19 protein-coding genes, 1 tRNA gene and 1 pseudogene are annotated in these 26,517 nt (G+C 69.7%); 18 read left to right on the forward strand and 3 right to left on the reverse strand.

Annotated features, from left to right (window positions below; genetic code table 11):
* Positions 1–45 precede the first annotated feature (45 nt).
* The 13 genes from G6N14_RS04290 to G6N14_RS04350 all read left to right on the forward strand — a co-directional run bounded on the left by G6N14_RS04290 (position 46) and on the right by G6N14_RS04350 (position 15,503).
* Entirely contained in the window at positions 46–687 is a 642-nt protein-coding gene (locus G6N14_RS04290) for a 3-oxoacid CoA-transferase subunit B (protein ID WP_085134693.1), read from the forward strand.
* Positions 684–2,255: a carboxyl transferase domain-containing protein gene (locus G6N14_RS04295; RefSeq protein WP_085134694.1), complete on the forward strand. Its 1,572-nt coding sequence runs from the start codon at positions 684–686 to the stop codon at positions 2,253–2,255. The genes G6N14_RS04290 and G6N14_RS04295 overlap by 4 nt, the downstream gene beginning before the upstream one ends.
* A 5-nt stretch (positions 2,256–2,260) precedes the next feature.
* Positions 2,261–4,324: an acetyl/propionyl/methylcrotonyl-CoA carboxylase subunit alpha gene (locus G6N14_RS04300; RefSeq protein WP_085134695.1), complete on the forward strand. Its 2,064-nt coding sequence runs from the start codon at positions 2,261–2,263 to the stop codon at positions 4,322–4,324.
* Positions 4,321–5,478 carry an acyl-CoA dehydrogenase family protein gene (locus tag G6N14_RS04305; protein WP_085134696.1) on the forward strand — a complete coding sequence of 386 codons (1,158 nt, stop codon included), beginning with the start codon at positions 4,321–4,323 and terminating at the stop codon, positions 5,476–5,478. Before G6N14_RS04300 ends, G6N14_RS04305 begins: the two co-directional genes overlap by 4 nt.
* Positions 5,479–5,498: 20 nt before the next feature.
* Positions 5,499–6,023, forward strand: a complete 525-nt coding sequence (locus G6N14_RS04310; protein WP_179960868.1) for a MaoC family dehydratase — start codon at positions 5,499–5,501, stop codon at positions 6,021–6,023.
* Positions 6,024–6,030: 7 nt separating this feature from the next.
* Entirely contained in the window at positions 6,031–6,828 is a 798-nt protein-coding gene (locus G6N14_RS04315; RefSeq protein WP_085134697.1) for an HpcH/HpaI aldolase/citrate lyase family protein, read from the forward strand.
* 23 nt (positions 6,829–6,851) lie between these two features.
* Complete coding sequence (locus G6N14_RS04320; RefSeq protein ID WP_085134698.1) at positions 6,852–8,039, forward strand: enolase C-terminal domain-like protein; 1,188 nt, start codon at positions 6,852–6,854, stop codon at positions 8,037–8,039.
* A gap of 4 nt (positions 8,040–8,043) precedes the next feature.
* Positions 8,044–8,970 (forward strand): ketopantoate reductase family protein, encoded by a 927-nt coding sequence (locus tag G6N14_RS04325; protein WP_085134699.1) that lies wholly within the window; start codon positions 8,044–8,046, stop codon positions 8,968–8,970.
* Between the two features lie 66 nt (positions 8,971–9,036).
* Positions 9,037–9,858: a class I SAM-dependent methyltransferase gene (locus tag G6N14_RS04330; protein WP_085134700.1), complete on the forward strand. Its 822-nt coding sequence runs from the start codon at positions 9,037–9,039 to the stop codon at positions 9,856–9,858.
* 87 nt (positions 9,859–9,945) lie between these two features.
* The gene (locus tag G6N14_RS04335; RefSeq protein WP_085134701.1) at positions 9,946–10,554 is read left to right on the forward strand and encodes a TetR/AcrR family transcriptional regulator; all 609 of its coding nucleotides are present in this window, start codon (positions 9,946–9,948) and stop codon (positions 10,552–10,554) included.
* The gene (locus G6N14_RS04340; protein WP_085134837.1) at positions 10,547–11,620 is read left to right on the forward strand and encodes a DUF1214 domain-containing protein; all 1,074 of its coding nucleotides are present in this window, start codon (positions 10,547–10,549) and stop codon (positions 11,618–11,620) included. The genes G6N14_RS04335 and G6N14_RS04340 overlap by 8 nt, the downstream gene beginning before the upstream one ends.
* The gene (locus G6N14_RS04345; protein WP_234808830.1) at positions 11,617–12,852 is read left to right on the forward strand and encodes a sulfotransferase family protein; all 1,236 of its coding nucleotides are present in this window, start codon (positions 11,617–11,619) and stop codon (positions 12,850–12,852) included. Before G6N14_RS04340 ends, G6N14_RS04345 begins: the two co-directional genes overlap by 4 nt.
* 41 nt (positions 12,853–12,893) lie before the next feature.
* Positions 12,894–15,503 carry a multicopper oxidase domain-containing protein gene (locus G6N14_RS04350; protein WP_085134702.1) on the forward strand — a complete coding sequence of 870 codons (2,610 nt, stop codon included), beginning with the start codon at positions 12,894–12,896 and terminating at the stop codon, positions 15,501–15,503.
* 6 nt (positions 15,504–15,509) lie between these two features.
* Here G6N14_RS04350 and G6N14_RS04355 read toward each other — a convergent pair whose 3' ends face one another.
* The gene (locus tag G6N14_RS04355) at positions 15,510–16,199 is read right to left on the reverse strand and encodes a GNAT family N-acetyltransferase (RefSeq protein ID WP_234808831.1); all 690 of its coding nucleotides are present in this window, start codon (positions 16,197–16,199) and stop codon (positions 15,510–15,512) included.
* A gap of 157 nt (positions 16,200–16,356) precedes the next feature.
* Here G6N14_RS04355 and pdhA point away from each other — a divergent pair, with 157 nt between their 5' ends.
* The 3 genes from pdhA to G6N14_RS04370 are packed head-to-tail and all read left to right on the forward strand — an operon-like array spanning position 16,357 to position 19,690.
* Entirely contained in the window at positions 16,357–17,454 is a 1,098-nt protein-coding gene (pdhA, locus tag G6N14_RS04360) for a pyruvate dehydrogenase (acetyl-transferring) E1 component subunit alpha (RefSeq protein ID WP_085134703.1), read from the forward strand.
* Entirely contained in the window at positions 17,451–18,509 is a 1,059-nt protein-coding gene (locus tag G6N14_RS04365) for an alpha-ketoacid dehydrogenase subunit beta (protein WP_085134704.1), read from the forward strand. The genes pdhA and G6N14_RS04365 overlap by 4 nt, the downstream gene beginning before the upstream one ends.
* The gene (locus tag G6N14_RS04370; RefSeq protein WP_085134705.1) at positions 18,506–19,690 is read left to right on the forward strand and encodes a dihydrolipoamide acetyltransferase family protein; all 1,185 of its coding nucleotides are present in this window, start codon (positions 18,506–18,508) and stop codon (positions 19,688–19,690) included. Before G6N14_RS04365 ends, G6N14_RS04370 begins: the two co-directional genes overlap by 4 nt.
* A 10-nt stretch (positions 19,691–19,700) precedes the next feature.
* Here the strand turns inward: G6N14_RS04370 and G6N14_RS04375 are convergent, their stop codons facing one another.
* Both G6N14_RS04375 and G6N14_RS04380 read right to left on the reverse strand, forming a co-directional pair.
* Entirely contained in the window at positions 19,701–20,459 is a 759-nt protein-coding gene (locus tag G6N14_RS04375) for an enoyl-CoA hydratase (RefSeq protein WP_085134706.1), read from the reverse strand.
* A gap of 220 nt (positions 20,460–20,679) precedes the next feature.
* A tRNA-Arg gene (locus G6N14_RS04380) sits at positions 20,680–20,753 on the reverse strand.
* Positions 20,754–21,020: 267 nt separating this feature from the next.
* Between G6N14_RS04380 and G6N14_RS04385 the strand changes: the two genes are divergently transcribed.
* Both G6N14_RS04385 and G6N14_RS21520 read left to right on the forward strand, forming a co-directional pair.
* Complete coding sequence (locus tag G6N14_RS04385; protein ID WP_085134707.1) at positions 21,021–22,469, forward strand: wax ester/triacylglycerol synthase family O-acyltransferase; 1,449 nt, start codon at positions 21,021–21,023, stop codon at positions 22,467–22,469.
* Positions 22,466–26,463, forward strand: a pseudogene (locus tag G6N14_RS21520) (glycerol-3-phosphate 1-O-acyltransferase). Before G6N14_RS04385 ends, G6N14_RS21520 begins: the two are co-directional and overlap by 4 nt.
* The last annotated feature ends 54 nt before the right edge of the window (positions 26,464–26,517 follow it).

Here is a 26,517-nt window from a genome sequence, read left to right on the forward strand (position 1 = left end):
ACCGACGACGATGCCCAGCGAAGCGATGAGCAGGAGTGGCGTCAGATGACCCTGACCAGAGATGAGCTGGCGGCGCGGGTCGCCGCCGAGCTGCGCGACGGGCAGTACGTCAACCTGGGCATCGGCCTGCCGACCCTGATTCCCAACCACATCCCCGATGGCGTCAGCGTGGTGCTGCACTCGGAGAACGGCATCCTCGGGGTCGGCCCGTACCCGCTGCCCGAAGACCTCGACGCCGACCTGATCAACGCGGGCAAGGAAACCGTGACCACCTTGCCCGGCGCCTCGTTCTTCTCGTCGTCGGCCTCCTTCGGGGTCATCCGCGGCGGTCACCTGGACGTGGCGGTCCTTGGCGCCATGCAGGTCTCGGCCGCCGGCGACCTGGCCAACTGGATGATTCCCGGCAAGATGATCAAAGGCATGGGCGGGGCCATGGACCTGGTGCACGGCGCGCGCCGGGTGATCGTGATGATGGAGCACGCCGCCAAAGACGGCAGCGCCAAGATCGTCGAACAGTGCACCTTGCCGCTCACCGGCGCCCGCTGCGTCAACCGCATCATCACCGACCTTGCCGTCATCGACGTCGCCGAGGCGGGTCTGCAGCTGGTCGAGACCGCTCCGGGTGTCTCCGTGGACGAGGTCGTCGCGAAAACCGACGCGGCGCTGGACCTTTCGGCACTGTCATGACAGCACCGGCATTCGCGGACGAGCACCGCCGACTGGTCGCCGAGCTCAACGCCAAACTGGCGACGGCCGCCCTGGGCGGCAACGAGCGGTCCCGGCAGCGCCACGTGTCCCGCGGCAAGCTGCTGCCCCGCGACCGGGTCGACCGGCTGCTGGACCCCGGCAGCCCGTTTCTGGAGCTGGCGCCACTGGCCGCCGACGGGATGTACGACGACGAGTGCCCCGGAGCCGGGATCATCACCGGCATCGGGCGGGTCGCGGGGCGCGAGTGCGTGATCGTCGCCAACGACGCCACCGTCAAGGGCGGCACCTACTACCCGGTGACGGTAAAAAAGCACCTGCGTGCCCAAGAGGTGGCGCTGGCCAACCGGCTGCCGTGCCTGTACCTGGTGGACTCCGGGGGAGCGTTCCTGCCCCGCCAGGACGAAGTCTTCCCCGACCGCGAGCACTTCGGCCGAATCTTCTACAACCAGGCCACCATGAGCGCCGCGGGCATTCCCCAGATCGCGGCGGTGCTCGGGTCGTGTACCGCCGGCGGCGCCTACGTCCCGGCGATGAGCGACGAGGCCGTCATCGTGCGCGAACAGGGCACCATCTTCCTGGGCGGACCGCCGCTGGTGAAGGCCGCCACCGGCGAAGTGGTGACCGCCGAAGAACTCGGCGGCGGCGACCTGCACTCCAAGGTCTCCGGCGTCACCGATTATCTGGCCGACGACGACGAGCACGCACTGCGCATGGTGCGTCAGATCGCGGCGACCTTCGGTCCCCGCCCGGAAAGCCCCTGGGACGTCAGCGAAACCGTTGAGCCCCGCCATGATCCGGCCGAGCTCTACGACGTGGTACCCCCGGACTCGCGGGTGCCCTACGACGTGCGGCAGGTGATCGTCCGACTGGTCGACGGCAGCGAGTTCAGCGAGTTCAAGGCCGAGTACGGCAAAACCCTGGTGACCGCGTTCGCGCGCATCCACGGCCACCCGGTGGGGATCATCGCCAACAACGGCGTGCTGTTCGGTGAGTCCGCGCTCAAGGGGGCGCACTTCATCGAACTGTGCGACAAGCGCTCGATCCCGCTGGTGTTTCTGCAGAACATCGCCGGATTCATGGTCGGCCGCGACTACGAGGCCGGGGGCATCGCCAAGCACGGCGCCAAGATGGTCACCGCGGTTGCCTGCGCGAGGGTGCCCAAGCTGACGGTCGTGATCGGCGGGTCCTACGGGGCCGGCAACTACTCCATGTGCGGTCGGGCCTACTCGCCGCGGTTCCTGTGGATGTGGCCCAACGCCCGCATCTCGGTGATGGGCGGCGAGCAGGCCGCGTCGGTGCTGGCCACCGTGCGTGGCGATCAACTCGACGCCGCCGGCAAGCCGTGGTCGGCGGCGGATGCGGAGGCCTTCAAGGCCCCGATCCGCGAGCAGTACGAGGTCCAGGGCAACCCGTACTACTCCACCGCCCGATTGTGGGACGACGGGATCATCGATCCCGCTGACACCAGAACAGTGCTGGGCCTTGCGCTTTCGGTCTGCTCGAACGCGCCTCTGGGTCCGGTCTCCTACGGCGTATTCCGGATGTGACAACGATGAGTCCGAGGCCTTTCGACACAGTCCTGGTGGCCAACCGCGGCGAGATCGCGGTGCGGGTGATCCGCACCCTGCGCCGGATGGGCATTCGATCGGTCGCCGTCTACAGCGACGCCGACGCCGCAGCACGCCATGTGCGCGAAGCTGACACCGCAGTGCGCCTCGGACCTGCCCCGGTGCTGCACAGCTACCTGTCGATCCCCAAGGTGCTCGCGGCTGCCGCGGACACCGGCGCCCAGGCCATTCACCCCGGCTACGGATTCCTCTCCGAGAACGCCGGGTTCGCGGCCGCCTGCGAGCAGGCCGGAGTGGTCTTCATCGGGCCGCCCGCCCGGGCCATCGAGGTGATGGGCGACAAGATCTCGGCCAAGAACACCGTCACCGCTTTCGAGGTGCCGGTTGTGCCCGGTCTCGCCAGGCCCGGCCTGACCGATGACGAACTGGTGGCCGCCGCAGACGAGATCGGCTACCCGGTGCTGATCAAGCCATCGGCCGGCGGGGGCGGCAAAGGCATGCACCTGGTCGACGATCCCGCGCAGCTGCGTGCGGCGCTGGTCACCGCGCGCCGCGAGGCGGCGTCGGCGTTCGGCGACGACACCCTGTTCCTGGAGCGATTCGTGCTGCGGCCCCGGCACATCGAGGTGCAGGTGCTCGCCGACACCCAGGGCAACGTGGTGCACCTGGGCGAACGCGAATGCAGCCTGCAACGGCGCCACCAGAAGGTGATCGAAGAGGCGCCGTCGCCGCTCCTGGACGCCGCCACCCGCGACCGGATCGGCGCGGCGGCCTGCAACACCGCCCGCAGCGTGGACTACGTGGGCGCGGGCACCGTGGAGTTCATCGTCTCCGCGGACCGGCCCGACGAGTTCTTCTTCATGGAGATGAACACCCGCCTGCAGGTGGAACATCCGGTGACCGAAGCGATCACCGGCCTGGACCTCGTCGAATGGCAGGTGCGGGTGGCCGCCGGGGAGAAGCTGTCCTTCACCCAGGACGACATCACGCTCACCGGCCATGCCGTGGAAGCCCGGGTGTACGCCGAGGACCCGGCTCGCGGCTTCCTGCCCACCGGCGGACGGGTATTGGCGGTGCACGAACCCACCGGCGGTTCAGCGAGGCTCGACGGAGGAGAGGCGAAGCTGGGACCGCCGCATGGGCCCGGCGGTCCGGGGGTGCGGGTGGATTCGTCGTTGCAGGCCGGCACGGTCGTCGGCAGCGATTACGACCCGATGCTGTCCAAGGTGATCGCGCACGGGTCCGACCGGGCGCAGGCACTGGCGCGTCTGGATGCGGCGCTGGCCGCCACGGCGGTGTTCGGGGTGCAGACCAACGTGGAGTTCCTGCGGTTCCTGCTGGCCGATTCGCGGGTGCTGGCCGGAGACTTGGACACCGAACTGCTGGACACGCGAGCCGGCGATTTCGCCCCGCTGCCCGCCCCCGACGATGTGTTGGCCGCCGGTGGCCTCTACCGCCAGTGGGAGCTCGCCCAGCTCGGCCGCACCGATCTGTGGGCGGCCCCGAGCGGATGGCGAATCGGCGCGGCGGCGCCGGTGCGCACCGAGATGCACACCCCGCTGCGCACCGAGACGGTGTCGGTGTGGGGGCTGCCCGACGCCGCGCAGGTGCAGATCGGTGACGGCGAGATCCAGAGCGCCAGCGCCCATGTCGAAGGCGACCAGCTGACCGCGACCGTGGCCGGACGGCGGCGCCGGTACCTGTTCGCCGAAGACGACGGCCACCTGTGGATCGGGGACGAACGCGGAACCTGGCTGTTGCGGGAGGCCCAGGAAAGCACCGTGGTGCGGTCCGCTGGTGGGCCCCGCAGCGCCGAGATCGTCAGCCCGATGCCGGGCACCGTGATCGCAGTGGGCGTCACTTCGGAATCGGCGGTCGCCGAAGGCGACCCGGTGGTGGTGGTGGAGGCCATGAAGATGGAGCACACTCTGGCCGCCCCGATCTCCGGGCGGGTGCAGGTGCTGGTGTCGGTGGGCGAGCAGGTGAAGGTGGATCAGGTGCTGGCGCGGCTGATCCCAGAGGAACAAATCGAGGAAGCGACATCATGACGACCGAGGCGGGAACACTGCCGAGCCACTATCAGGATCTGCGCGACACCGTCGCGGAGTTCGCCCGCACCGTTGTTGCGCCGGTGGCGGCCAAGCACGACGAAGAGCACAGCTTCCCCTACGAAGTTGTCGCCAAGATGGGGGAGATGGGGCTGTTCGGGCTGCCGTTCCCCGAAGAGTACGGGGGCATGGGCGGCGACTACTTCGCCCTGGCCCTGGCTCTGGAGGAGCTCGGCAAAGTCGACCAGTCGGTGGCGATGACCCTGGAGGCCGGGGTGGGCCTGGGGGCGATGCCGATCTACCGGTTCGGAACCGAGGAGCAGAAGCAGACCTGGTTGCCGGACCTGGTGACCGGTCGCGCCCTGGCTGGGTTCGGCCTCACCGAGCCGGGCGCCGGTTCGGATGCCGGCGGCACCCGCACCACCGCCCGCCGGGACGGCGACGAGTGGGTCATCAACGGCACCAAGCAGTTCATCACCAACTCGGGAACCGACATCACCTCACTGGTGACCGTCACCGCGGTCACCGGAACCCGCCCGGACGGTAAGAAGGAGATCTCCTCGATCATCGTTCCGTCCGGCACGCCGGGATTAACCGTCGAACCGGCCTACAACAAGGTGGGCTGGAACGCCTCGGACACCCACCCGCTCACCTTCGCCGACGCCCGGGTTCCGCAGGGCAATCTGCTCGGTGAGGAGGGCCGGGGTTACGCCAACTTCCTGTCCATCCTCGACGAGGGCCGCATCGCGATCGCGGCTGTGGCGACCGGAGTGGCGCAGGGCTGCGTGGATGAGAGCGTCAAGTACGCCGGCCAGCGCGAGGCGTTCGGTCAGACCATCGGCTCCTATCAGGCGATCAGCTTCAAGATCGCCCGGATGGAGGCCCGCGCCCACGTGGCGCGCACCGCCTACTACGACGCTGCCGCGAAGATGTTGGCGGGCAAGCCGTTCAAGAAGGAAGCGGCGATCGCCAAGATGATCTCCTCGGAGGCGGCGATGGACAACGCCCGCGATGCCACCCAGATTCACGGCGGCTACGGCTTCATCAACGAATACCCGGTGGCCCGGCACTACCGGGACAGCAAGATCCTGGAGATCGGCGAGGGCACCACCGAGGTGCAGCTGATGCTCATCGCGCGGTCGCTGGGACTGTGACCACCGGCCCGTGCCGCGGAATGCACAACGGCGAGCCAAACGGAGAGGGAAGCGGTATGACGAAGACGGTCGAGCAGCGGGGGCTGTGGTTCGAGGAGTACGAGATCGGCACGGTCTACGCCCACCGGCCCGGGCGCACCATCACCGAGGCCGACAACGTGCTGTTCACCACCTTGACCATGAACACCCAGTCACTGCACCTGGATGCGGCCTGGGCGGCTCAGCAGCCGGGGTTCCGTGGTGAGCGCCTGGTGAACTCGATGTTCACCCTCTCCACGCTGGTCGGTCTGTCGGTGGCCCAGCTGACGCTGGGCACCATCGTGGCGAACCTGGGCTTCTCGGAGGTGTCGTTCCCCCGGCCGGTGTTTCACGGTGACACCCTGTACGCGGAGACGGTGTGTACCGACAAGCGGGAGTCCAACAGCCGTCCCGGTGAGGGAATCGTGACCTTGGAGCACGTCGGGCGTAACCAGAACGGCGACGTCGTCGCCCGGGCGGTACGCACCACGCTGGTGCGCAAGCGTCCCGCCGAGGACCAGCGGTGAGCCGCCGATGAGCACCGGCCCGGCCTGGCTGTTCTGCCCTGCGGACCGGCCGGAGCGCTACGCCAAAGCGGCCGCGGTGGCCGACGTGGTGATCCTGGATCTGGAAGACGGCGTGGCCGCAGCGGATCGGCCCGCCGCGCGGGAGGCATTGCGGCGCACCCCCCTTGATCCCGAACGCACGGTGGTCCGGGTGAACCCGGCAGGTACCGACGATCAGGCCCGTGACCTCGAGGCGCTGGCCGACACCGCCTACACCACCGTGATGCTGGCCAAGACCGAATCCGCCGCGCAGGTCGCCGCACTGGCGCCCCGTCAGGTGGTGGCCCTGATCGAGACCCCGCGCGGCGCAGTGTTCTGCGCGGAGATCGCCGCCGCCGACCAGTGCGTGGCGATGATGTGGGGAGCCGAGGATCTGGTCGCGGCCATGGGCGGCGGCTCGAGCCGCCACAGCGACGGCCGGTACCGCGATGTGGCCCGGCATGTGCGTTCCAGTGTCCTGTTGGCGGCCTCGACATTCGGCCGGACCGCCTTGGACGCCGTCTACCTGAACATCGGCGACCTGGACGGACTGCGGGCCGAAGCACTCGATGGCGCCGCGGTCGGATTCGCTGCTACGGTGTGCATCCACCCGAGCCAGGTCGCGGTGGTCCGGGACGCCTACCGGCCGGCCCCCGAGCGGGTCGACTGGGCGCGCCGGGTGCTCGCCGCCGCGAAGAGCGAGCGCGGGGTGTTCGCGTTCGAAGGGCAGATGGTCGACTCGCCGGTGCTGCGTCACGCCGAAGCGATCCTGCGGCGAGCGGAATGACCCACCAGGAGGACTGACCGCGCATGCGCATCACCCAGATCGTCGAGACATCGGTGCCGTTGCGTGGCGCGATCGCCAACGCCCTGGTGGACTTCTCCCGCCATACGGTGTCACTGGTCGCCGTCGTCAGCGACCAGATCCGCGACGGCAGGCCGGTGACCGGCGTCGCGTTCAACTCGATCGGCCGGTTCGCCCAGGGCGGCATCCTGGCCGATCGGATGATCCCGCGGGTGCTGCGGGCGGCACCCGATGCGCTGCTCGACGACACCGGCCGGATCGATCCGGCCCGGGTGCTGCAGTGTGCCATGGCCGACGAGAAGCCCGGCGGGCACGGCGACCGGGCCGGTGCGGCGGCGGCGCTGGAACTGGCCTGCTGGGACCTCAACGCCAAGCTGGCCGACGAACCCGCCTACCGCACCATCGCCGGGTATTTCGGCAGGGAGTTTCTCGGGGAGCCCGTCCCCGCCGCCGTGCCGGTGTATGCCGCCGGCGGGTACTACTACCCGGGCGACGGCCCGCAGACCGGACTGCAGCGGCTGCGGACCGAGATCCGCGGCTACCTCGATCTGGGCTACGACGCGGTCAAGATGAAAATCGGCGGGGCCCCGATGAGTGCGGACCTGGCGCGCATCGAGGCCGTGATCGACATCCTCGGCGGCGGTGACCGGGTCGCGGTCGACGCCAACGGCAGGTTCGACGAGTCCGCGGCGGTCCAGTGGGCCAAGGCGCTGCACCCCTATGGGCTGCGCTGGTACGAGGAGCCCGGCGACCCGCTCGACTTCGCGTTGAATGCCGCAGTCATCGCCGGTTACGACGGCGCCGTCGCCACCGGGGAGAACCTCTTCTCGGTACGCGACGCGACCAACCTGGTCCGCTACGGAGGTATGCGGCCCGGTGTCGACATCTTCCAGATGGACGCCGGGCTCAGCTACGGGCTGACCGAGTACGCCCGGATGATCGAGGTCCTGGAGAGCAACGGCTTCGACCGCCGCTGCGCCTTCCCGCACGGCGGACACCTGATCAACCTGCACATCGTGGTCGGGCTCGGCCTGGGCGGCTGTGAGTCCTACCCGGGGGTGTTCGCGCCGTTCGGCGGCTACGCGCCCGGCTGCGTCCTGGAGCGGGGCACCATCGCGCCCACCGACGCCCCGGGTTTCGGTCTGGAACAAAAGCCCGACCTGGCCGCCGTGATCGCCGACCTGGTGGGATGAGCAGATGAAGATCGCGGTCATCGGTTGCGGCGCCATGGGTTCCATCTACGCGGCCAGACTGGCGGCGGCCGGCAACGACGTGCTGGCCGTGGACCGGTCAAGCGCGCACGTCGAAGCCATCGCCGCGCACGGCATGCGGGTCAGCGGACCCCAGCCCGACCAGGTGGTGCCCATGCGCGCGGTCACCACCGCGCCCCACGAGCCGATGGATCTGGTGATTCTGGCGGTCAAGGCCGCCGACGTCGCCGCCGGGGCCGCGCAGGCACTGCCGCTGCTCGGCGAGGACACCCCGGTGCTGACCATCCAGAACGGGCTCGGCTCGGCCGGCACCGTGGCCGACATCGTCGGCGCGGGCCGGGTCGCGGTCGGCATCGCCAGCGGATTCGGGGCCTCGCGGCCCGCGCCCGGGCATGTGCACCACAACGCGATGCGGGCGGTCCGTTTCGGCGCCTACGCGGGGCTGCCGCTGCCGGTCGTCGACACCATCGCCCAGGTGTGGTCGGAGGCCGGTTTCGACGCCGCCGCCGTTGCCGACATCGCTGCCATGCAATGGGAGAAGCTGATCTGCAACGCCGCCTACAGTGCGCCGTGCGCGCTGACCGGCATGACGGTGGGGCAGGTCATGGACGACGACACCGCCATGGGGCCGGTCAGCCGAGCCACCGCAACGGAGGCGTGGACGGTGGCTCGGGCCGCCGGAGTCGCCATCGCGGTGGCAGATCCGGTGGCCCACGTCCGGGCATTCGGCGCCCAGATGCCCGATGCCAAACCGTCGGCGCTGCTGGATCACCTGGCCCGCCGGGTCAGCGAGATCGATGTCATCAACGGCGCCGTGGTGCGCACGGCCGCTCAAGTGGGAGTGCAGGCCCCGGTGAACTCCACGCTGACCGCACTGGTCAAAGCCGTTGAACGTCAGTGGATGGCGCGGTAGCGCGAAACGCCGACCCCTCCGGTGTGCGCCCCGCCCGATTCCGATGCGGCGCTAGCGTGGGGTGGTATGACGCAGGACAAGGTCCGGGTGCAGCTGCGCGGCGCGCCGCAGACCATGCTCGCGACGCTGTACGCCAAGGCCCTGGACGCTGACCGGGCCGACCCCATCCTCGCCGATCGCTACGCCAAGGCAGTGGTCGAACGCATCGACTACGACTGGTCTCAGACGGCCATCACGGCGGCGCGATCCCCTTCGGTGACAACCCGTTCGGCGCACTTCGACAACTGGGCCCGCCGATTTCTGGCGGCCCACCCCGACGCGGTGGTGCTGCATGTCGGATGTGGGCTCGACGCCCGCTATTTCCGGCTGCAGCCCGGCGACGGCGTCGACTGGTATGACATCGACTACCCGGCGGTGGCCGACCTGCGCCGGCAGCTGCTTCCCGAGCAGCGGCACAACCACGTGGTCGCGGCGTGCGTCACCGACCCCTCCTGGCTCGCCGAAATCCCCACCGGCCGCCCGGCGTTGATGCTCGGCGAAGGCCTGACCATGTATCTGACCGAAGCCGACGGCGTGGCGTTGCTGCAACGGGTCGTCGAGCATGCCCCGAGCGGTGAGCTGCAGTTCGACGCTTTCAACTGGCTCGGCATCAAGTCCCAGTGGTCTAACGCGGTGGTGCGCAGATCCGGGGCGAGGCTGCACTGGGCGATCAACGGCCCCGGTGACATCCTGGCCGCGGTTCCCGGGGTCCAGCTCGTGGCATGGCAGCGCTGGTTCGAATCAGACACCTTCCACCGACTGCCGCGCGGCTACCGGGCGTTGGGTGCGGCGATGTCGCTGATTCCGGCGGTGGCGAACATGTCGCAGTACCACTGCTACGCCTTCTGAGCTGCGCAGTCAGGCGCCGCAACACCATTGACCAATTACGTTACGGCGTGTAATTGTTTAGGGCGTGCGTGGGCGGCAGAGGCGACCGTGACGGTGGATTCGGTCCCGGCCGGCCGCGGCCGGCCGCGCGATCCGCGCACCGAGCAGGCCATCACCGAGGCGGCCCGGCGGCTGCTGGCCCGCGACGGCTACGACCAGCTGTCCATCGAGGCGATCGCCCGCGAGGCGGCGGTCAGCCGCCCCACCATCTACCGGCGCTGGCCGTCGAAGACCCACCTGGTGTTCGACGCGGTCTTCGGCGCCGCCGAGGCCGGCGACGTGCTGACCGGCTCGGGGGACTTCGAGTCCGACCTGCGCCAATTCGTCGCCGGGGTGTTCGCGTTCTGGAGCGCACCGGAGGTGGCGGCGGCGGCCCTGGGCATCCTGGCGGATCGGCACCGCGATCCGGAGCTGTTCATCCGCACCCAACAGCTGCTCGACGAAAAGACCCGTGCCGCGTTCGGCGCGCTGGTCCGCACCGGCATCGATCGCGGCGTACTCGACGCCGACGTCGATGCCGAGATCGCCTACGACGCGGTGGTGGGCACCAGCTTCGCGCTGGCCCACGGCTTCGCCGGTGACACCGCCGATGCGCCCGATCGGCTGTGCTCGTTGCTGCTGCGGGCAATGACAACGAAGGAGAACCGTGGTGAGTGACCCTGAGTCACAACTGTCGACGGCGTTCGGCGAGCTGCTCGAGGAAGTCCGTGCCGTCGAGCAGCGGCTGCTGAGCGCCGATCCACCGCTGGAGGAGGCAGATCTGCTCGACGGCTACCGCTGGGCGCTGAGCCTGCTGCGGGTGGCTGCAGACGCCTACATCTGGGGAGATGCCGACAAACCCATCCTCACCGACGTGATCGGCCCCTACCTGAAATGGGGCGGCGACAATGCGGACGCCTTCTACCAGCTCGCGCCGATCGACCCGAGCCGCAGCTACCGCGTCACCGGCAACCGCGGCGACGCCGTCTACCTGTCCATGACCGTCTACGGCGGCCCGAACGACGGGCGCTACAGCGACCGCATCATCGACACCATCAACGACCGCGACCTGGGCTGCGACGCCGACGGCAACTTCGACTTCGTCATCAGCGCCACCGAACAGCCGGGCAACTGGCTGAAACTGGAACCCGACGCCGTGTTCGTCCTCACCCGCGACTATGTCACCGAGCCGGGCGCCGGCCGGCGGGTCCGCTGGCAGATCGAACCCCTCGACGGCGCCGGGCGCCGTCTCGACAGCCCGGCGGATCTGAGCCGGCGAATGCGGGCGGCCCGCACCTGGATTCGTGAACAGGCCGCCATGGCCCCGGTACGGCTGCCGGCCAACGCCCTCCAGGATCCCTACCCGGTGCCCAGCCGCACCGTCGGCTGGGCCGCCGGCGATGCCGCCTACGCGATGGGCGCCTACGACTTACAGCCCGGCCAGGCACTGCTCGTCGAGGGGACGTCGCCGGAGTGCGTGTTCTGGAACCTGTGCCTGTGGAATCCGTTCCTGCACACCTACGACTACACCCGCGAACGCGTCACCATCAACGGCGCTCAGGTCAGCTACGCCCCGGACGGGTCGTGGCAGATCGTGATCAGCGACACCGATCCCGGCCATCCGAACTGGGTGTCCACGGCGGGCCGGTCGAAGGGTTTGATCTGGCTGCGCTGGTTCTTGCCCGAGTCCACCCCTGCACCGCTGAGCTGCCGGGTCGTCGACGTGACGGAGGCGGCCTCGTGAGCGCGATCCGGCTCGACGACCTCGCCGATCCGGTGTTTCCCGAGGCTGCCCGCCCGATGCGCGACGGCCTGGCCGGCTACGGCGCGGTGGTGCAACTGCACCCGGACGCGCTGCTGCAGGCGGCGGTGGAACGAACCGGTCTGGACAACTGGGGCGACAACGCATTCCGGGAGCGCCTCGAGGTGCTCTGCGGGTCGTTGACCGACGAGGCCGAGCTGTCCGGTGTCGGTCGGGCGATGGCGTTCGAACAACTGGTGGGCCATCTGGTGAACCGGCTTCGGCTGGAGGCGCTGATCAAGGCGCACCCGGAGATCGAGAACATCGACATCCGGCGACCGATCATCATCGCCGGCCTGCCGCGTACCGGCACCACCCATCTGCACAACCTGATCGCCGCCGACCCGGCGCTGCGCCACCTGCCCTATTGGGAGAGCATGGAGCCCGTTGCCGCTTCCGGTGAGGCCGAGCAGGAGCGGCGGGACCGATGCGCGGTCGGGCTGGACCTGATCAACACCTCGATGCCCGAGTTCAAGCGCATGCACGACATGACCGTCGACCACGCGCACGAAGAGATCCAGCTGCTGGCCAACGACATCTCCGGAATGCTCTTCGAATGCAGCTACTACCTGCCGACTTTCGCCCAGCACTACAAGTCGCACGATCAGAGCGCGTCGTACGCGTACCTCAAACGCACCCTGCAGGCGCTGCAATGGCTGCGCGGCGGAACGCGCTGGGTGCTCAAATCGCCCCAACACCTGGAGCAGTTCCCGGCGCTGTATGCGACCTTCCCCGACGCGACCTTCGTTGTCACCCACCGGGACCCGGTCGAGGTGACGCGATCCATGGCCACCATGATCAGCTATGCCGCGCGGATGGGCTGCGACCGTCCCGACCCGGTCAAGATCTCGAAGTACTGGCTGGACCGGGCCGACGACCTGCTGAGCGGGTGTCTGCGCGACCGCGACGTGCTTCCGGCGGACCAGTCCGTGGACGTGCGATTCGAAGACTTCATGGCCGATGAGGACGGCACCGTCGCCCGCATCTACGAACTGGCCGGTCAGCCACTCGACACCCGGGCGCGCGCGGCGATGAAGCAGTTCTGTGTCGAGCACCCGCGCGGGCGCCACGGCGCGGTGGACTACCGGCCCGCTGACCTGGGGCTCGACGACGGCGAGGTGGCAAACCGCCTGCGCGACTACCACAACCGCTTCGTCGGAAGACTGATGCCTTAGGACACTTACGGCCGGGCGGAATCCCGCCGTAGCCTGACGCCATGATCCAGTTGGGGCCGCCGCCCCCGGTGCCGGCCGGCCCAAGCCGCCGTCGGGGCGGCCCACGGGGACCGGTCTTCCTCGGCGCCAACCTGGCGGTGCTGGGCTGGCTGGCCGTCGCCGTGGTGCTGTTGATCGCGCACCGGGCCCTGGCGCAACCGATGTGGCTGCCGGTGCACGCCCTGCTGCTCGGTGCCGCCAGCACGGCGATCGTGACCTGGTCGGGGCACTTCACCACCACGCTGTGCCGGGTGCCCGATCCGCCGCAGTGGCGCCTGGTGGCCAAGCTGGGCGTGCTCAACATCGCTGCGATCGCCAGTGTGCTCGGCGTCATCACCGGCGCCGACTTCCTGACCGGGATCGGCGGTGCAGGCGTTGCCCTGCTCGCGGTTGCCCACGGCGCCGAGTTGCTCGCGATGAAGAGATCCGCGCTGTCCGCGCGCTTCGACTACCTGGTGGGTTTCTATGTGGCCGCCGCGGCGGCCCTGCTGGCCGGTTCGGCGGCGGGTGCTGCGATGGCCTTCGGTATCACCCGGTGGTATGAGCGACTGTGGCTCACCCACGTGCATGTGATGCTCTACGGCTGGATCGGTCTGACGGTGCTGGGAACGCTGTTCACCCTGTGGCCCACCACGATCCGGGAGAAGATCAGCGAGCGTAACGCCGCGATGGCCCGGCGCGCCCTGCCGACTCTGGTGGCCGCTCTGATCGTCGTTGCGGCCGGGCTGCTGGGCGGCAGCCCGTTGCTGACCGCCACAGGGCTGCTCGGCTATGCGGCCGGAGTCGTGTTGTGCATGGCCGGCCTGTGGCCGGGCCGCGGCTTCACCGGGCCCGCGGCGTGGATGCTGGCCGGTGCGACGGCCTGGCTCGGTGTCGCCGTGGTGATCGAGGCGGGGGTGCTGATCGCAGGCCGGTCGTTTGACCTGCTGCCCGGCTTCGTGGAGAGCGCCCTGCTGCCGATGCTGGCGGTCGGATTCGTCGCCCAGATCCTGTTGGGCGCGTTGAGCCAGCTGCTGCCGATCCTGGTGGCCCACGGCCCGCCGATCCGCAAGGCGGTGATGGGCTATCTGGACCAGGGCTGGCAGGTGCGGGTGTGCGCGATCAACCTCGCCGTGCTGCTGGTCGCCGGGCCGTGGCCGGCCCCGCTGCCGCTGATCGGCTGGGTGCTGGCAGCGGTCTCGACGGCCGGCTTCGTGGTGCTGGCACTGCGGCTCGCGCTTCCGGTGGCGCTGTGCGGTCCGCTGGACGCCGAAGCGATCCCGCCGCACCCGCGCGCCGTCACGGGGCTGGTTGCCGGGGCCGCCGCGGCTGCGCTCGCGGTCGCGCTGGCATGGGGAACGGGCGCCCCGGCGCCCCCGGTGGCCGCCGGTGGCGTCGGTGCGGCACGCACGGTCGAGCTCCGGCTCGACAACATGCGGTTCTCCCCGGACGTGATCGACGTGCCGGCCGGAGATCGCCTGGTGCTGCGGGTCACCAACGACGACGGGCTGCCGCACGACGTGCACGTCGACACCGGCGAGCGCACCCCGCGGCTCAGCCGCGGTCAGACCGCTGTCCTGGATCTCGGCGCGGTGCACCAGGACCGGGACGTCTGGTGCGATGTGCCCGGCCACCGGGCCGCCGGCATGACGATGCGGATCCACGCCGTCGGCGCCGCCGCGCGTCATCAGCACGCCGATGCCGGATCGCCCGCGCCCACCGCCCCCGACCCGATGGCCCCGGCCCCGATGCCCCTGGACCTGGCCGCCGAGCCGGCGCCGGGGTGGGCGCCGTATGACGCGGCGCTGGCCGCAGCGACCCCGGGTGTGCATCGCGTGGAGTTGCACGCCGTGGACCGCGAACTGGATATCGCGCCCGGCCGCCGCGAGATCCGCTGGACCTTCGCGGGCATGGAGCCGGCGCCCACCCTGCGCGGCCGGGTCGGCGACACCTTTGAGATCACCGTGATCAACGATGCGGAGATGGGCCACGGAATCGACTTTCACGCCGGCGCGCTGGCCCCCGATCAGCCGATGCGCACGCTGGCGCCGGGGGAGCGGCTGGTGTACCGGTTCACGGCGCACCGGGCCGGGGCCTGGCTGTACCACTGCAGCACTCCGCCGATGTCCCTGCACATCGCCAACGGCATGTACGGAGCGGTGATCGTCGACCCGCCGGGGTTGCCCGCGGTGGACCGGGAATACGTGCTGGTGGGCGCGCAACTCTATGCGGGCGCACCGGATTCCGACGCCAAGCCCGCTTCGATCCGCGCCGGCCGGCCGGACGGCTGGATGTTCAACGGCACCGCGGGCCAGTACCTGCACGCCCCGCTGCGGGCACGTACCGGCGAGCGGGTGCGCATCTGGGTGGTCAACGCCGGGCCCGGAGACGCGATCGCGTTCCACGTCGTCGGCTCGCAGTTCGACACCGTCTACAAGGAGGGCGCGTGGCTGCTGCGGTATGAACCCACCGGTTCGGCCCCGGCGGGGGGTTCACAGGTCTTGGACCTGGCACCGGCCCAGGGCGGCTTCGTCGAGCTCAGCTTCGGCGAACCGGGTCACTATCCGTTCATGGACCATGACATGCGGCATGCCGAGAACGGGGCCCACGGCATCGTCGAGGTCTCCGGCTAGCGAAGGTCAGGCCGTCGCGCGCTGGATCCGCTGCGCGAGTCGCCGGCGCACCTCGGGCCAGTCTTCGGCGGTGATCGAGAACAGCACCGAGTCGCGGATGGTGCCGTCGTCGCGGCGGAAGCTGCGGCGCAGGGTGCCTTCGTAGTGGGCGCCCAGCCGAGCGATGGCTTGTTGCGATCGATGGTTTCGGGTGTCGGTCTTGAGCTGGATCCGCCCGGCGTGCAGGGTGTCGAAGGCGTAGCCGAACAGCAGCAGTTTGGCTTCGGGATTGACCGCGGTCGCCCACATCGCAGGGTTGTAGAGCGTGAAGCCGACTTCGAGCCAGGCGTCGCGCGGGTGTGCGTCCAGGAACGAGGTCGTCCCGACCACCGCCCCCGCGGCAAGCCCGCCGATGCTGCGGCGGGTGCGCACCACCCAGGGTTGCCAGTCGGCGAGGTCGCATCGTTGCTGCAGAGTCGCGCGGAAGTCCGCGAGGCCGGTGGGGCGGCCGGGCACGTGCGCCCACACCGCGTCGTGATCCAGCGCCGCCAGCAACTCCGCGGCATCGGTCTGCGGATCCAGGGCCGATAACCGGATCGCTTCCCCGATCAGTTCCGTGCCGGCCGGCACGGGCCAGGTCATCTCCGGCCAGGCGGTGTCGTGCGGGCGCGGATCGGTAACGGGGGTGAACCGCTGGAGTTCGTCGCTGTGTGCCACATCGGGACTATAGGGCCGCCGGTGCCGCCGGGGCGACAGCTTTTTCGCCCGCCGCGCACCGGAACGCGGGCCGACACGCGCACCGCCGAGCGCCGCGGCCACGGGGTTCGCGGCGCGATCGCTGGCATAATGAGATCAGCGTCACAAGGAGGCTCGCATGGGCCAGCTGCCAGGGATTACCGGTCCGCAGGTCGCCCTGGAACCTGTGCAGCTGATCGGGCCGGACGGCACGCCCACCGGCGAGCGTCGCTACAGCCCAGAACTGCCCGAGACGACTCTCGCCCGGCTCTACGAGCTGATGGTGCTGATTCGCGAGATCGACACCGAGCTGGTCAATCTGCAACGCCAGGGAGAGCTCGCACTCTATGCGTCGTGTCGCGGCCAGGAGGCGGCCCAAGTCGGCGCGGTCGCCTGCCTGCGCGACACCGACTGGCTGTTTCCGCAGTACCGGGAGTTGGGGGTCTTCCTCACCCGGGGAATCCCGCCATGGCATGTCGCGGCCTCCTGGCGTGGAACCTGGAACGGCGGGCTGGATTTCACCGCGAAACGCTGCGCTCCGATCGCGGTGCCGATCGGCACGCAGGCGCCGCACGCGGTGGGCGCGGCGATGGCGGCCCGACTCCTGCACGAGGACTCGGTCACCGTCGCCTTCGCCGGCGACGGTGCCACCAGCGAGGGAGACGTGCACGAGGCACTGAATTTCGCCGCGGTGTTCGCCGCCCCGTGCGTGTTCTATGTGCAGAACAACCAGTGGGCGATCTCGGTGCCGCTGCGCAAGCAGACCGCCGCTGCGTCTTTGGCGCACAAGGCGATCGGGTACGGCATGCCGGGCGTCCGGGTCGACGGAAACGATCCGCTGGCCTGCTACGCGGTGATGGCCGAGGCGGCCGAACGAGCGCGGAACGGTGACGGACCGACCCTGATCGAGGCCGTCACCTACCGGCTGGGCCCGCACACCACGTCAGACGATCCGACGCGTTACCGCAGCACTGCCGAACTCGACCAGTGGACGGCGCTCGACCCGCTCCCGCGCTATCGCAGCTACCTGCGCAATATCGGCGTGTGGTCGCAGCGCCTGCAGGATCGGGTCGAGGCCGACGCCGAGCGCGCGCGCACCGAACTGCGCGAGGCCACCGTCGGCGCCCCCGACGCCGACATCGACGAGGTGTTCACCGCCGTCTACGCCGAGATCACCCCGGACCTGCGGCAGCAGCGCGCGGCGCTGCGCGCCGAGTTGGACAGGGGGCGCCAGTGACCCAGATTCTCGAACCGGCCTCGCGGCCGGGCGGTACCGGGCCCGCCGCAAGCCACCCGGAGCAGCCCGCACCTACCGGCGAGCTGACCATGGTGGCCGCGCTCAACCGGGCACTGCGCGACGCGATGGACGCCGACCCCAACGTCCTGGTCTTCGGCACCGATGTAGGCGTGCAGGGCGGGGTGTTCCGGGTGACCGATGGGCTGACCGAAACCTTCGGGGAGCAAAGGTGTTTCGATACGCCACTGGCTGAGTCGGCGGTGATCGGCATCGCCATCGGCCTGGCCATCCGCGGATTCGTCCCCGTACCGGAGATTCAGTTCGACGGGTTCAGTTACCCGGCGCTGGATCAGGTGGTCAGTCACCTGGCCAAGTACCGGACCCGGACCCGCGGCGCGCTGTCGATGCCGGTCACCGTTCGCATCCCGTCCTTCGGGGGAATCGGCGCGGCGGAACATCATTCGGAATCCACCGAAACCTATTGGGCGCACACCGCCGGCCTCAAGGTGGTGGTGCCGGCCGATCCCTCCGACGCCTATTGGCTGCTGCGCCATGCGATCGCGGCACCCGACCCCGTGATGTTCCTGGAGCCGAAGCGGCGGTACTGGGCCCGGGGCCCTGTCGACACCGCGCGCCCAGCGCCGGGTATCGGCAGCGCTGCCGTGCGCCGGCCCGGCTCTGACGTCACGGTGCTCACCTACGGCGGCGGGGTGGCCACCGCGCTGTCGGCGGCCGATATCGCGGCGCACCATCATGGGTGGAGCCTGGAGGTGCTAGACCTGCGTTCGCTGGTTCCGCTCGACTTCGACACCGTCGCGGCGTCGGTGCGGCGTACCGGGCGATGCGTGGTGCTGCACGAGGGCCCGCGCAACCTCGGCTACGGCGCAGAGTTGGCGGCGCGCATCTCCGAGGAACTGTTCTACGAGCTGGAGGCACCGGTGTTGCGCGCCAGCGGTTTTGATACGCCGTATCCGCCGGCCCGATTGGAACGCCTGTGGCTGCCAGGCCCCGATCGGCTGCTGGACTGCGTTCAGCGAGTCTTGGAAGCGCCGTGAGTACCGAGACGGTCCAGACCTTCGCCGTGCCCGACCTCGGCGAGGGGCTCGAAGAGGTGACGGTGACCGCCTGGAACGTCGCAGTCGGCGAGGTGATCGAACTCAACCAGACCTTGTGCTCGGTGGAGACGGCCAAAGCCGAGGTGGAGATCCCCAGCCCGTACGCCGGCCGGGTCGTGGAACTCGGCGGTGCGGTCGGCGACGTGCTGGCGGTCGGGGCACCGCTGGTGCGCATCGACACCGGCGCCTCGGCCCCGCGCCCCGCGCCCGCCGGCCGAACCCCGGTGCTGGTCGGCTACGGCGCCGACGACACCTTCGACACCAGTACCCGCGCCTGCACCTCCACGACCGGGAGGCCCAAGGCCAAACCGGGTGCCCGCAAGCTGGCCGCCGAGTTGGGCGTCGACCTCAGCGCGGTACCGCCCGGCCCGGGCGGCGTGATCACCGCCGACGGTGTGCGCGCCGCCGTCGGGCAGTCGGCACTCGAGGACGAACTTCGTTCACCGAGCCCGGTACAGGCGGCCATGGCCGAGCGGATGGCCCTGTCCCGCAGCACCATTCCCGACGCACATGCCCGCGTGCACGTGGATGCCGCCAACCTGCTGGCGTTGCGGGATCGGCTTGCCGCGGCGGGCGGCGCCGAGATCACCCCGTTCGTGTTGATCCTGCGCCTGCTGATCGTCGCCCTGACCCGCCACCCGGTGCTCAACGCGACCTGGGTGCAAGCGCCCGGCGGCCCGAAGATCCGCACTCACCGCGCGGTGCACCTGGGCTTCGGGGTGGCCACCGCCCGCGGACTGCTGGTCCCGGTGATCTTCGACGCGCACCGCATGACCACGCGCGAGCTCGCCGCCGAAGTGGCCCGGCTGATCGCCGGGGCCCGGGCCGGCACGCTGCGGCCGGCCGAACTGCAGGGGTCGACGTTCACGGTGTCCAACTTCGGCGCGCTCGGCCTCGACGACGGGGTTCCGGTGATCAACTACCCGGAAGCCGCCGTCGTGGGAATCGGTGCGGTGAAACCGCGGCCGGTCGCGGTCGGCGACACTGTCGCCGTGCGGCCGCAGCTGAGCGTGATATGCGCATTTGACCATCGGATTGCCGACGGCGCGCAGGCGGCCCAACTGCTCTGTGCGCTGCGCGATCTGATCGAGCAGCCCGAGATCGCGCTGCTGGACCTCTAGGCGGGCGCGGCTACCTGCGCTGGGCCGCTGCCAACCGGGCGGCGAACTCCGGGGACTCCACGGTGGCTGCCTGGGGGCCGAGCTCTGACTGCTTGGCGAACTCGTGCTGCTCGCCTTCGATGGCACCGGGGCTGGCGGTGGCCCGCATGGTGGCCTTGGTCGCCAGAACCACCTGCCGGGGCGCCGAGGCGGGCCGCGCGGCCAGCGCCAACGCTGCGGCCACCGGGTCGTCGTCGAGCTGCAGCGCCAAGCCGTGGCGCACCGCGGCCTGGGCGTCGAACCGCATGCCGAACAACAACGCGGCCCGTGCCACCTGCGGACCCACCGCGCGGTGCAGCATCCAGGTCGCGCCGCCGCCGGGATGCAGACCCAATTGCTGGAAGCGGGCGTCGAACACCGCCGCGGGCCCGGCGATGCGGACGTCGGCGGCCAGTGCCAGGTTCAGGCCCGCGCCCACAGCGGCGCCGTTGACCGCGGCGATCGTGGGCAGCGTGCACTGGGCGACCGCCATGAAACCGTCGTAGAGCGCCAAGAGTCCGTCCTCGGTCGCCGCACCGAGGGCTGACAGGTCCGCTCCGGCGCAGAACGCCCGGCCTGCACCGGTGACCACCACGGCATGCACGCCGGGGTCGGCTTCGGCCCGCTCGACGGCGGCCCGCAGCTGCGCCGACATGGCGCCGGTGACGGCGTTACGCCGGTCCGGATCGTTGACCGTGATCAGCGCTACGCGATCGGCGACGCTGTATAAGACGAGGTCGGGGCGTGTCATTGAGGACGACGCTACTGCGGCGTGACCGGTCAGGCGGTGAAGGCGACGGCTACCGCGGTTGCCACCACCAGTCCGATCATGAAGAAGGTGAAGAGCATGATCGTACGTTCGTGGCTCATTGGCCTGCCTTTCCGGATCGCGGCGACTTCGGGGGTATCTTCGCCGTTTGGTGACACCATGTCATGTCGTTTGGACTTCTAGCGCTTCACCCCGGCTCACGCGCCCCCGGCAGGACTCGAACCTGCGACCACAAGATTAGAAGTCATGTGCTCTATCCACCTGAGCTACGGAGGCAATACCGGCCCAGTTTATCCGCTGGTCACCGGGGCTTGGAGCCGGCCGAGCGCGCCGCGGGGCTGCGCTGCCAATTGGACCGGCCAACACGGTATTTCGATTCGACGGCCCGGCTGCGGATCTGCGCCAATCGGCACCCGTCGCCGTCAGCCAGCATTTAGCGTTGAATAGTGCCCGTGACGTGTGTGAATCATCAGGAGTGTGCGGTGACGGCCGCCTCGGTTTGTCGAGCAGGGCGGCGCGGAGCGTCGGAGGGGGTGGCGCGGCGTGGGTGAGCTCGTCGACGCCGCGGGCCTGCCCACCGAACTCGGGCCGCTGGACTACCTGCTGCACCGCGGTGAGGCCAACCCGCGCACCCGCTCGGGGATCATGGGCGTGGAGCTGCTCGACACCACCCCGGACTGGGATCGGTTCCGGAACCTGTTCGAGAGCGTCTCCCGCAAAGTCCTGCGACTGCGCCAGAAGGTGGTGGTGCCCACCCTGCCGACCGCTGCCCCGCGCTGGGTGGTGGATCCGGATTTCAACCTCGACTATCACGTCCGGCGGCTCCGGGTGCCCGAGCCCGGCGGCTTACGCCAGGTGCTCGACATGGCCGAGGTGTCGTTGCAGTCACCGATGGACCTCCAGCGCCCGCTGTGGTCGGCCACGCTGGTGGAAGGTCTGACCGGCGGCCGGGCCGCGACCATCATGCACCTCAGCCACGCGGTCACCGACGGTGTCGGGGGTGCCGCGATGTTCGGCAGGATCTATGACCTGGAACGCAATCCGCCGGCCCGGCCGATGCCGCCGCAGCCGGTACCGGAAGATATGTCGGCCAACGACCTGATGCGTGACGGCATCACCCATCTGCCGCTGTCGCTGCTCGGCGGCACCCGCGACGCGCTGGCGGGGGCGCTGTCGATGGCCACCCGCACGGTGCGCGACCCGTTGTCGGCGGTCACCGGCGCCATCTCCTACGCCCGCTCCGGAGCGCGCGTGGTGCGGCAGGCGGCCGAGCCCTCCCCGCTGCTGCGCCGGCGCAGTCTGAGCAGCCGGACCGAGGCCATCGACATGCGCCTGGCCGACCTGCACCGCGCGGCCAAGGCCGGCGGCGGGTCCATCAACGACGCGTATTTGGCAGCGCTGTCGGGTGCGCTGGGCAGATACCACCGGGCGCTGGGGGTGCCGATCGCCGCCTTGCCGATGGCGATCCCGGTGAACCTGCGCGCCGAGGAGGACCCGGCCGGGGGCAACCGGTTCACCGGGGTGAACTTGGCCGCCCCGATCGGGGTCGCCGACCCGGTCGAGCGGATCAAACGGGTCCGGGCCCAGATGATCGAGCGTCGTGACGAGCCGGCGATGAGTATGCTGGACTCCATCGCGCCGCTGCTCAGCGTCTTTCCGGACCCGGTGCTGGAGAAGATGTCCGAGTCGGTGGTCAACGCCGATGTGCAGGCCAGCAATGTGGCGTTCTATCCCGGCGAGACCTATATCGCGGGAGCAAAGGTGCTGCGGCACTACGGAATCGGTCCGTTGCCGGGTATCGCGATGATGGTGGTGCTGATCTCGCGCGGCGGCGAGTGCACGGTTACGGTCCGCTATGACCGCGCCGCGGTCCGCGACGAGAAGCTGTTCGCCGCATGCCTGGTGCAGGGCTTCGATGAGGTGCTGGCGCTGGCCGGGGACCCGGCGCCGCACTGTGTTCCGGCGTCGTTCCAGCTGGGCGGCCAGTCATGAGCGACGGTGCGAAGTCTCGGCCGCCGCGCGACATGCGGCTGCCCGGCTCGGTCGCCGAGATAGCCGCCAGTCCGTCGGGCCCCAAGATCGGGGCGTTCTTCGACCTCGACGGCACCCTGGTGGCCGGCTTCACCGCCGTGATCCTCACCAGGGAGCGGGTGCGCAGCCGCGACATGGGGCTAGGTGAGTTGTTCGGCATGATCCAGGCCGGGCTCAACCACCAGCTCGGCCGTATCGAGTTCGAGCAACTCATCACCACGGCCTCGGCGGCACTGCGTGGGCGCTCGATCAGCGACCTCGACGAAATCGGTGAGCGGATGTTCGTCCAGAAGATCGCCAAGCGCATCTATCCCGAGATGCGTGAACTGGTGCGGGCCCACCAGGCGCGCGGGCACACGGTGGTGTTGAGTTCGTCGGCGCTGACCATTCAGGTGGAACCGGTGGCCCGTTTCCTGGGTATCACCAACACCCTCACGAACGAATTCGTGACCGACGAGAACGGCGTGCTCACCGGCGAAGTGGTCAGGCCGATCCTGTGGGGACCCGGCAAAGCAGCGGCGGTACAGAAGTTCGCCGCCGAGCACGACATCGACCTGCAGGACAGTTACTTCTATGCCGACGGGGACGAGGACGTCGCGCTGATGCACCTGGTCGGAAATCCCCGGCCCACCAATCCCGAGGGCAAGATGGCCGCCGTCGCCCGCAAGCGGGGCTGGCCGATCCTGCGGTTCAGCAGTCGCGGCAGCGGCGTGGTGGGCCAGCTGCGCAATCTGGCCGGGCTCGGTTCGATGCTCCCGGTGGGGGCGGGGGCGGTCTGGGTGGGTCTGCTCAGTGGCAGCCGCCGTCGGGGCGTCAACTTCTTCACCACCGTCTTCCCGCAGGTGCTGTTGGCCCTCAACGGCGTGCGGCTCAACGTCATCGGCAAAGAGAACCTCACCGCCCAGCGGCCGGCGGTGTTCATCTTCAACCACCGCAACCAGGTCGATCCGGTGATCACCGCGGCACTGGTCCGCGACAACTGGATCAGTGTCGGTAAGCGGGAACTGGAGAAGGACCCGATCGCCGGGCCGCTGGGCAAGCTGACCGAGATGGTGTTCATCGACCGCGACGACCCGGCAGCAGCGGTGGAGTCGTTGCAGCAGGTCGAGGAGCGTGCCAGGCGCGGCCTGTCGGTGATGATCGCCCCCGAGGGAACCCGGGTCGACACCACCGAGGTGGGCCCGTTCAAGAAGGGGCCGTTCCGGCTGGCGATGGCGGCCGGGATCCCGATTGTGCCGATCGTGATCCGCAACGCCGAGGTGGTTGCGGCCCGGGACTCGATGAGCGCCCACCCGGGCACCGTTGACGTCGCGGTGTTCCCGCCGATCTCCGTCGCGGACTGGACCTTCGACACGCTGCCCGAGCGGATCGCCGAGGTTCGCCAGCTGTATCTGGACACCCTGGCGCACTGGCCGGACGACGGGCTGCCGCCGGCCCCCGAACCGTCGGCGCCCAAGGCGCCCGCGAAGAAGGCTCCCGCCAAGAAAGTGCCCGCCAAGAAGGCGCCGGCCAAGAAGGCCGCCGCCAAGAAGACCGCCGCCAAGAAGGCACCCGCCAAGAAAGCACCCGATAACCAGCCGCCGACTCCGAAGGGGGACCTGTGACGACATCACCGGCCACGCCGCCCCCGGAGTCCGCGAGCGCCGACACGCTGGTCCTGGCATACGTGTCGTCACCGGTGGAGGCCGATCTCGTCCACGAGTGGCTGGAACGCTACCGCGACGGCCGGCCTGGCGTCCGCGTCGAACTCCTGGAGCTCGACCCCGCACAGCGCTCCGGCGGGGCCATGGCCCGGCTGGTCGGGCACCTTCAACATGACGAACGGCGGTCGATCCTGCCGGTGCGGGTGTTCTGGATGCCACGTGCCGAAGCCTCCGCCCTCAAGCGGGTGGCCGCGTTGCTGCCCGGCCGCAATCCCTACCGGCCCAGCGAACGCCAACAACGGCAGATCCTGCGCACCGAGGCGTCGCTGGCCCGGGTGGTCGTCGGTGAACCCGCCAGCGTCGCCGAGCTGCGCAGCCAGTGGGCCGAGCACACCGTCGGTGAGCATCCCCGCGACTTCGCGCACTTCGTCACCCGCCGTGCGAAGCTGGCCCTGGCGCGCGCCGAGAACCGGATCCTGGGGCCGCAATACAAGTCGCCGCGACTGGTCAAGCCCGAGATTTTGGCGTCCGCGCGTTTCCGGGAGGGCTTGGAGGCCATACCCGGCGCCACCCTCGATGAGGCCGGCAAGATGCTCGATGAGCTCTCCACCGGTTGGAGCCGGGTGTCGGTGGACCTGGTCGCGGTGCTGACCCGGCTGCTCAGCCGCGGTTTCGACCCGCAGATCGACTACGACGAGTATCAGGTGGCGGCGCTGCGGACCGCGCTGGAAAACCACCCCGCGGTGCTGCTGTTCTCCCACCGGTCCTACATCGACGGGGCGGTCATGCCGGTGGCGATGCAGGAGAACCGACTGCCGCCCGTCCACGTCTTCGCCGGCATCAATCTGTCGTTCGGCCTGATGGGGCCGTTGCTGCGCCGCGCCGGGGTGATCTTCATCCGGCGCAATATCGGCAACAACCCGCTCTACAAGTACGTGCTCAAGGAGTACGTCGGCTATGTCATGGAGAAACGGTTCAACCTGAGCTGGTCCATCGAGGGAACCCGGTCGCGCACCGGCAAGATGCTGCCCCCCAAGCTCGGGCTGATGACCTACGTGGCCGACGCTTACCTGGACGAGCGCACCGAGGACGTTCTCCTGCAGGGCGTTTCGATCAGCTTCGACCAGCTGCACGAGATCGACGAGTACGCCGCCTACGCCCGCGGCGGCGAGAAGACCCCGGAGGGCGTGCGCTGGCTCTACCGGTTCATCAAGGCGCAGGGCGAACGCAACTACGGCAAGATCTACGTGCGGTTCCCCGAGGCCGTATCGATGCGCCAGTACCTCGGTGCCCCCGACGGTGCGGCGGCCACCGATCCCGACGCCAAGCGACTGGCCATGCAGAAGATGGCGATCGAGGTGGCCTGGCGGATCCAGCGTGTCACCCCGATCAGCGCCACCGGCCTGGTGTCGGCCCTGCTGCTGACCACGCACGGCCTGGCGCTGACGCTGGAGCAGATTCATCATTCGCTGCAGGCCGGGCTGGACTACCTGGAACGCAAGCAGACCCCGATCTCCACCAGTGCCTTGCGGTTGCGCAGCCGCGACGGGGTACGCGCGGCCGTCGACGCGATGTCCAATGGGCATCCGGTCACCCGCGTCGACGGTGGACGTGAATCGGTGTGGCGGATCGCCCCGGAAGACGAACACGCGGCGTCGTTCTACCGCAACTCGGTGATCCACGCCTTCCTGGAGACCTCGATCGTCGAGCTGGCCCTGGCCCACGCCGGCAGCAGCGACGGCGACCGGCTGGACGCGTTCTGGACCCAGGCGATGCGGTTGCGGGACCTGCTCAAGTTCGACTTCTACTTCGCCGATTCGGCGGCGTTCCGGGAGAACCTCGCCGAGGAGATGTCGTGGTTCGGCGACTGGCAGACACGGGTCGCCGCCGGCGGCGCCGAGATCGACAAGATCCTGTCCGAGAAGACCCCGGTGACCTCCGACGTGATGTTGCGGGTGTTCTTCGAGTCCTACGCGATCATCGCCGACGTGCTGTGCGACGCACCGGCCGACGTCGGTGAGAACGAACTGATCCAGATGGCATTGGGCGTCGGCCGCCAGTATGTGGCGCAGGGGCGCGTCCGCAGCAGCGAGTCCGTGTCCACGCTGCTGTTCGCCACCGCCTGCCAGGTGGTCGCCGATCAGGGTCTGCTGGAACCCGCGCCGGACCTGGCCGACCGCCGCAAGGCGTTCCGGGCCGAGCTGCGCCAGATCCTGCACGACTCCGACCGCATCGCCGGCATCGCCCGGGATGCGTTTGCCGCCCGGGACATGGAGGTGCGGCGGCATTGGCGGGGAGTCGGCGGGGGCTGAGCAGGTAGCCGCCGGTGCCGTGTTCCGCCTGGTATGCACCGCGGCGGGCGCGCC

This window comes from Mycolicibacter hiberniae (assembly GCF_010729485.1).
Classification (GTDB): domain Bacteria; phylum Actinomycetota; class Actinomycetes; order Mycobacteriales; family Mycobacteriaceae; genus Mycobacterium; species Mycobacterium hiberniae.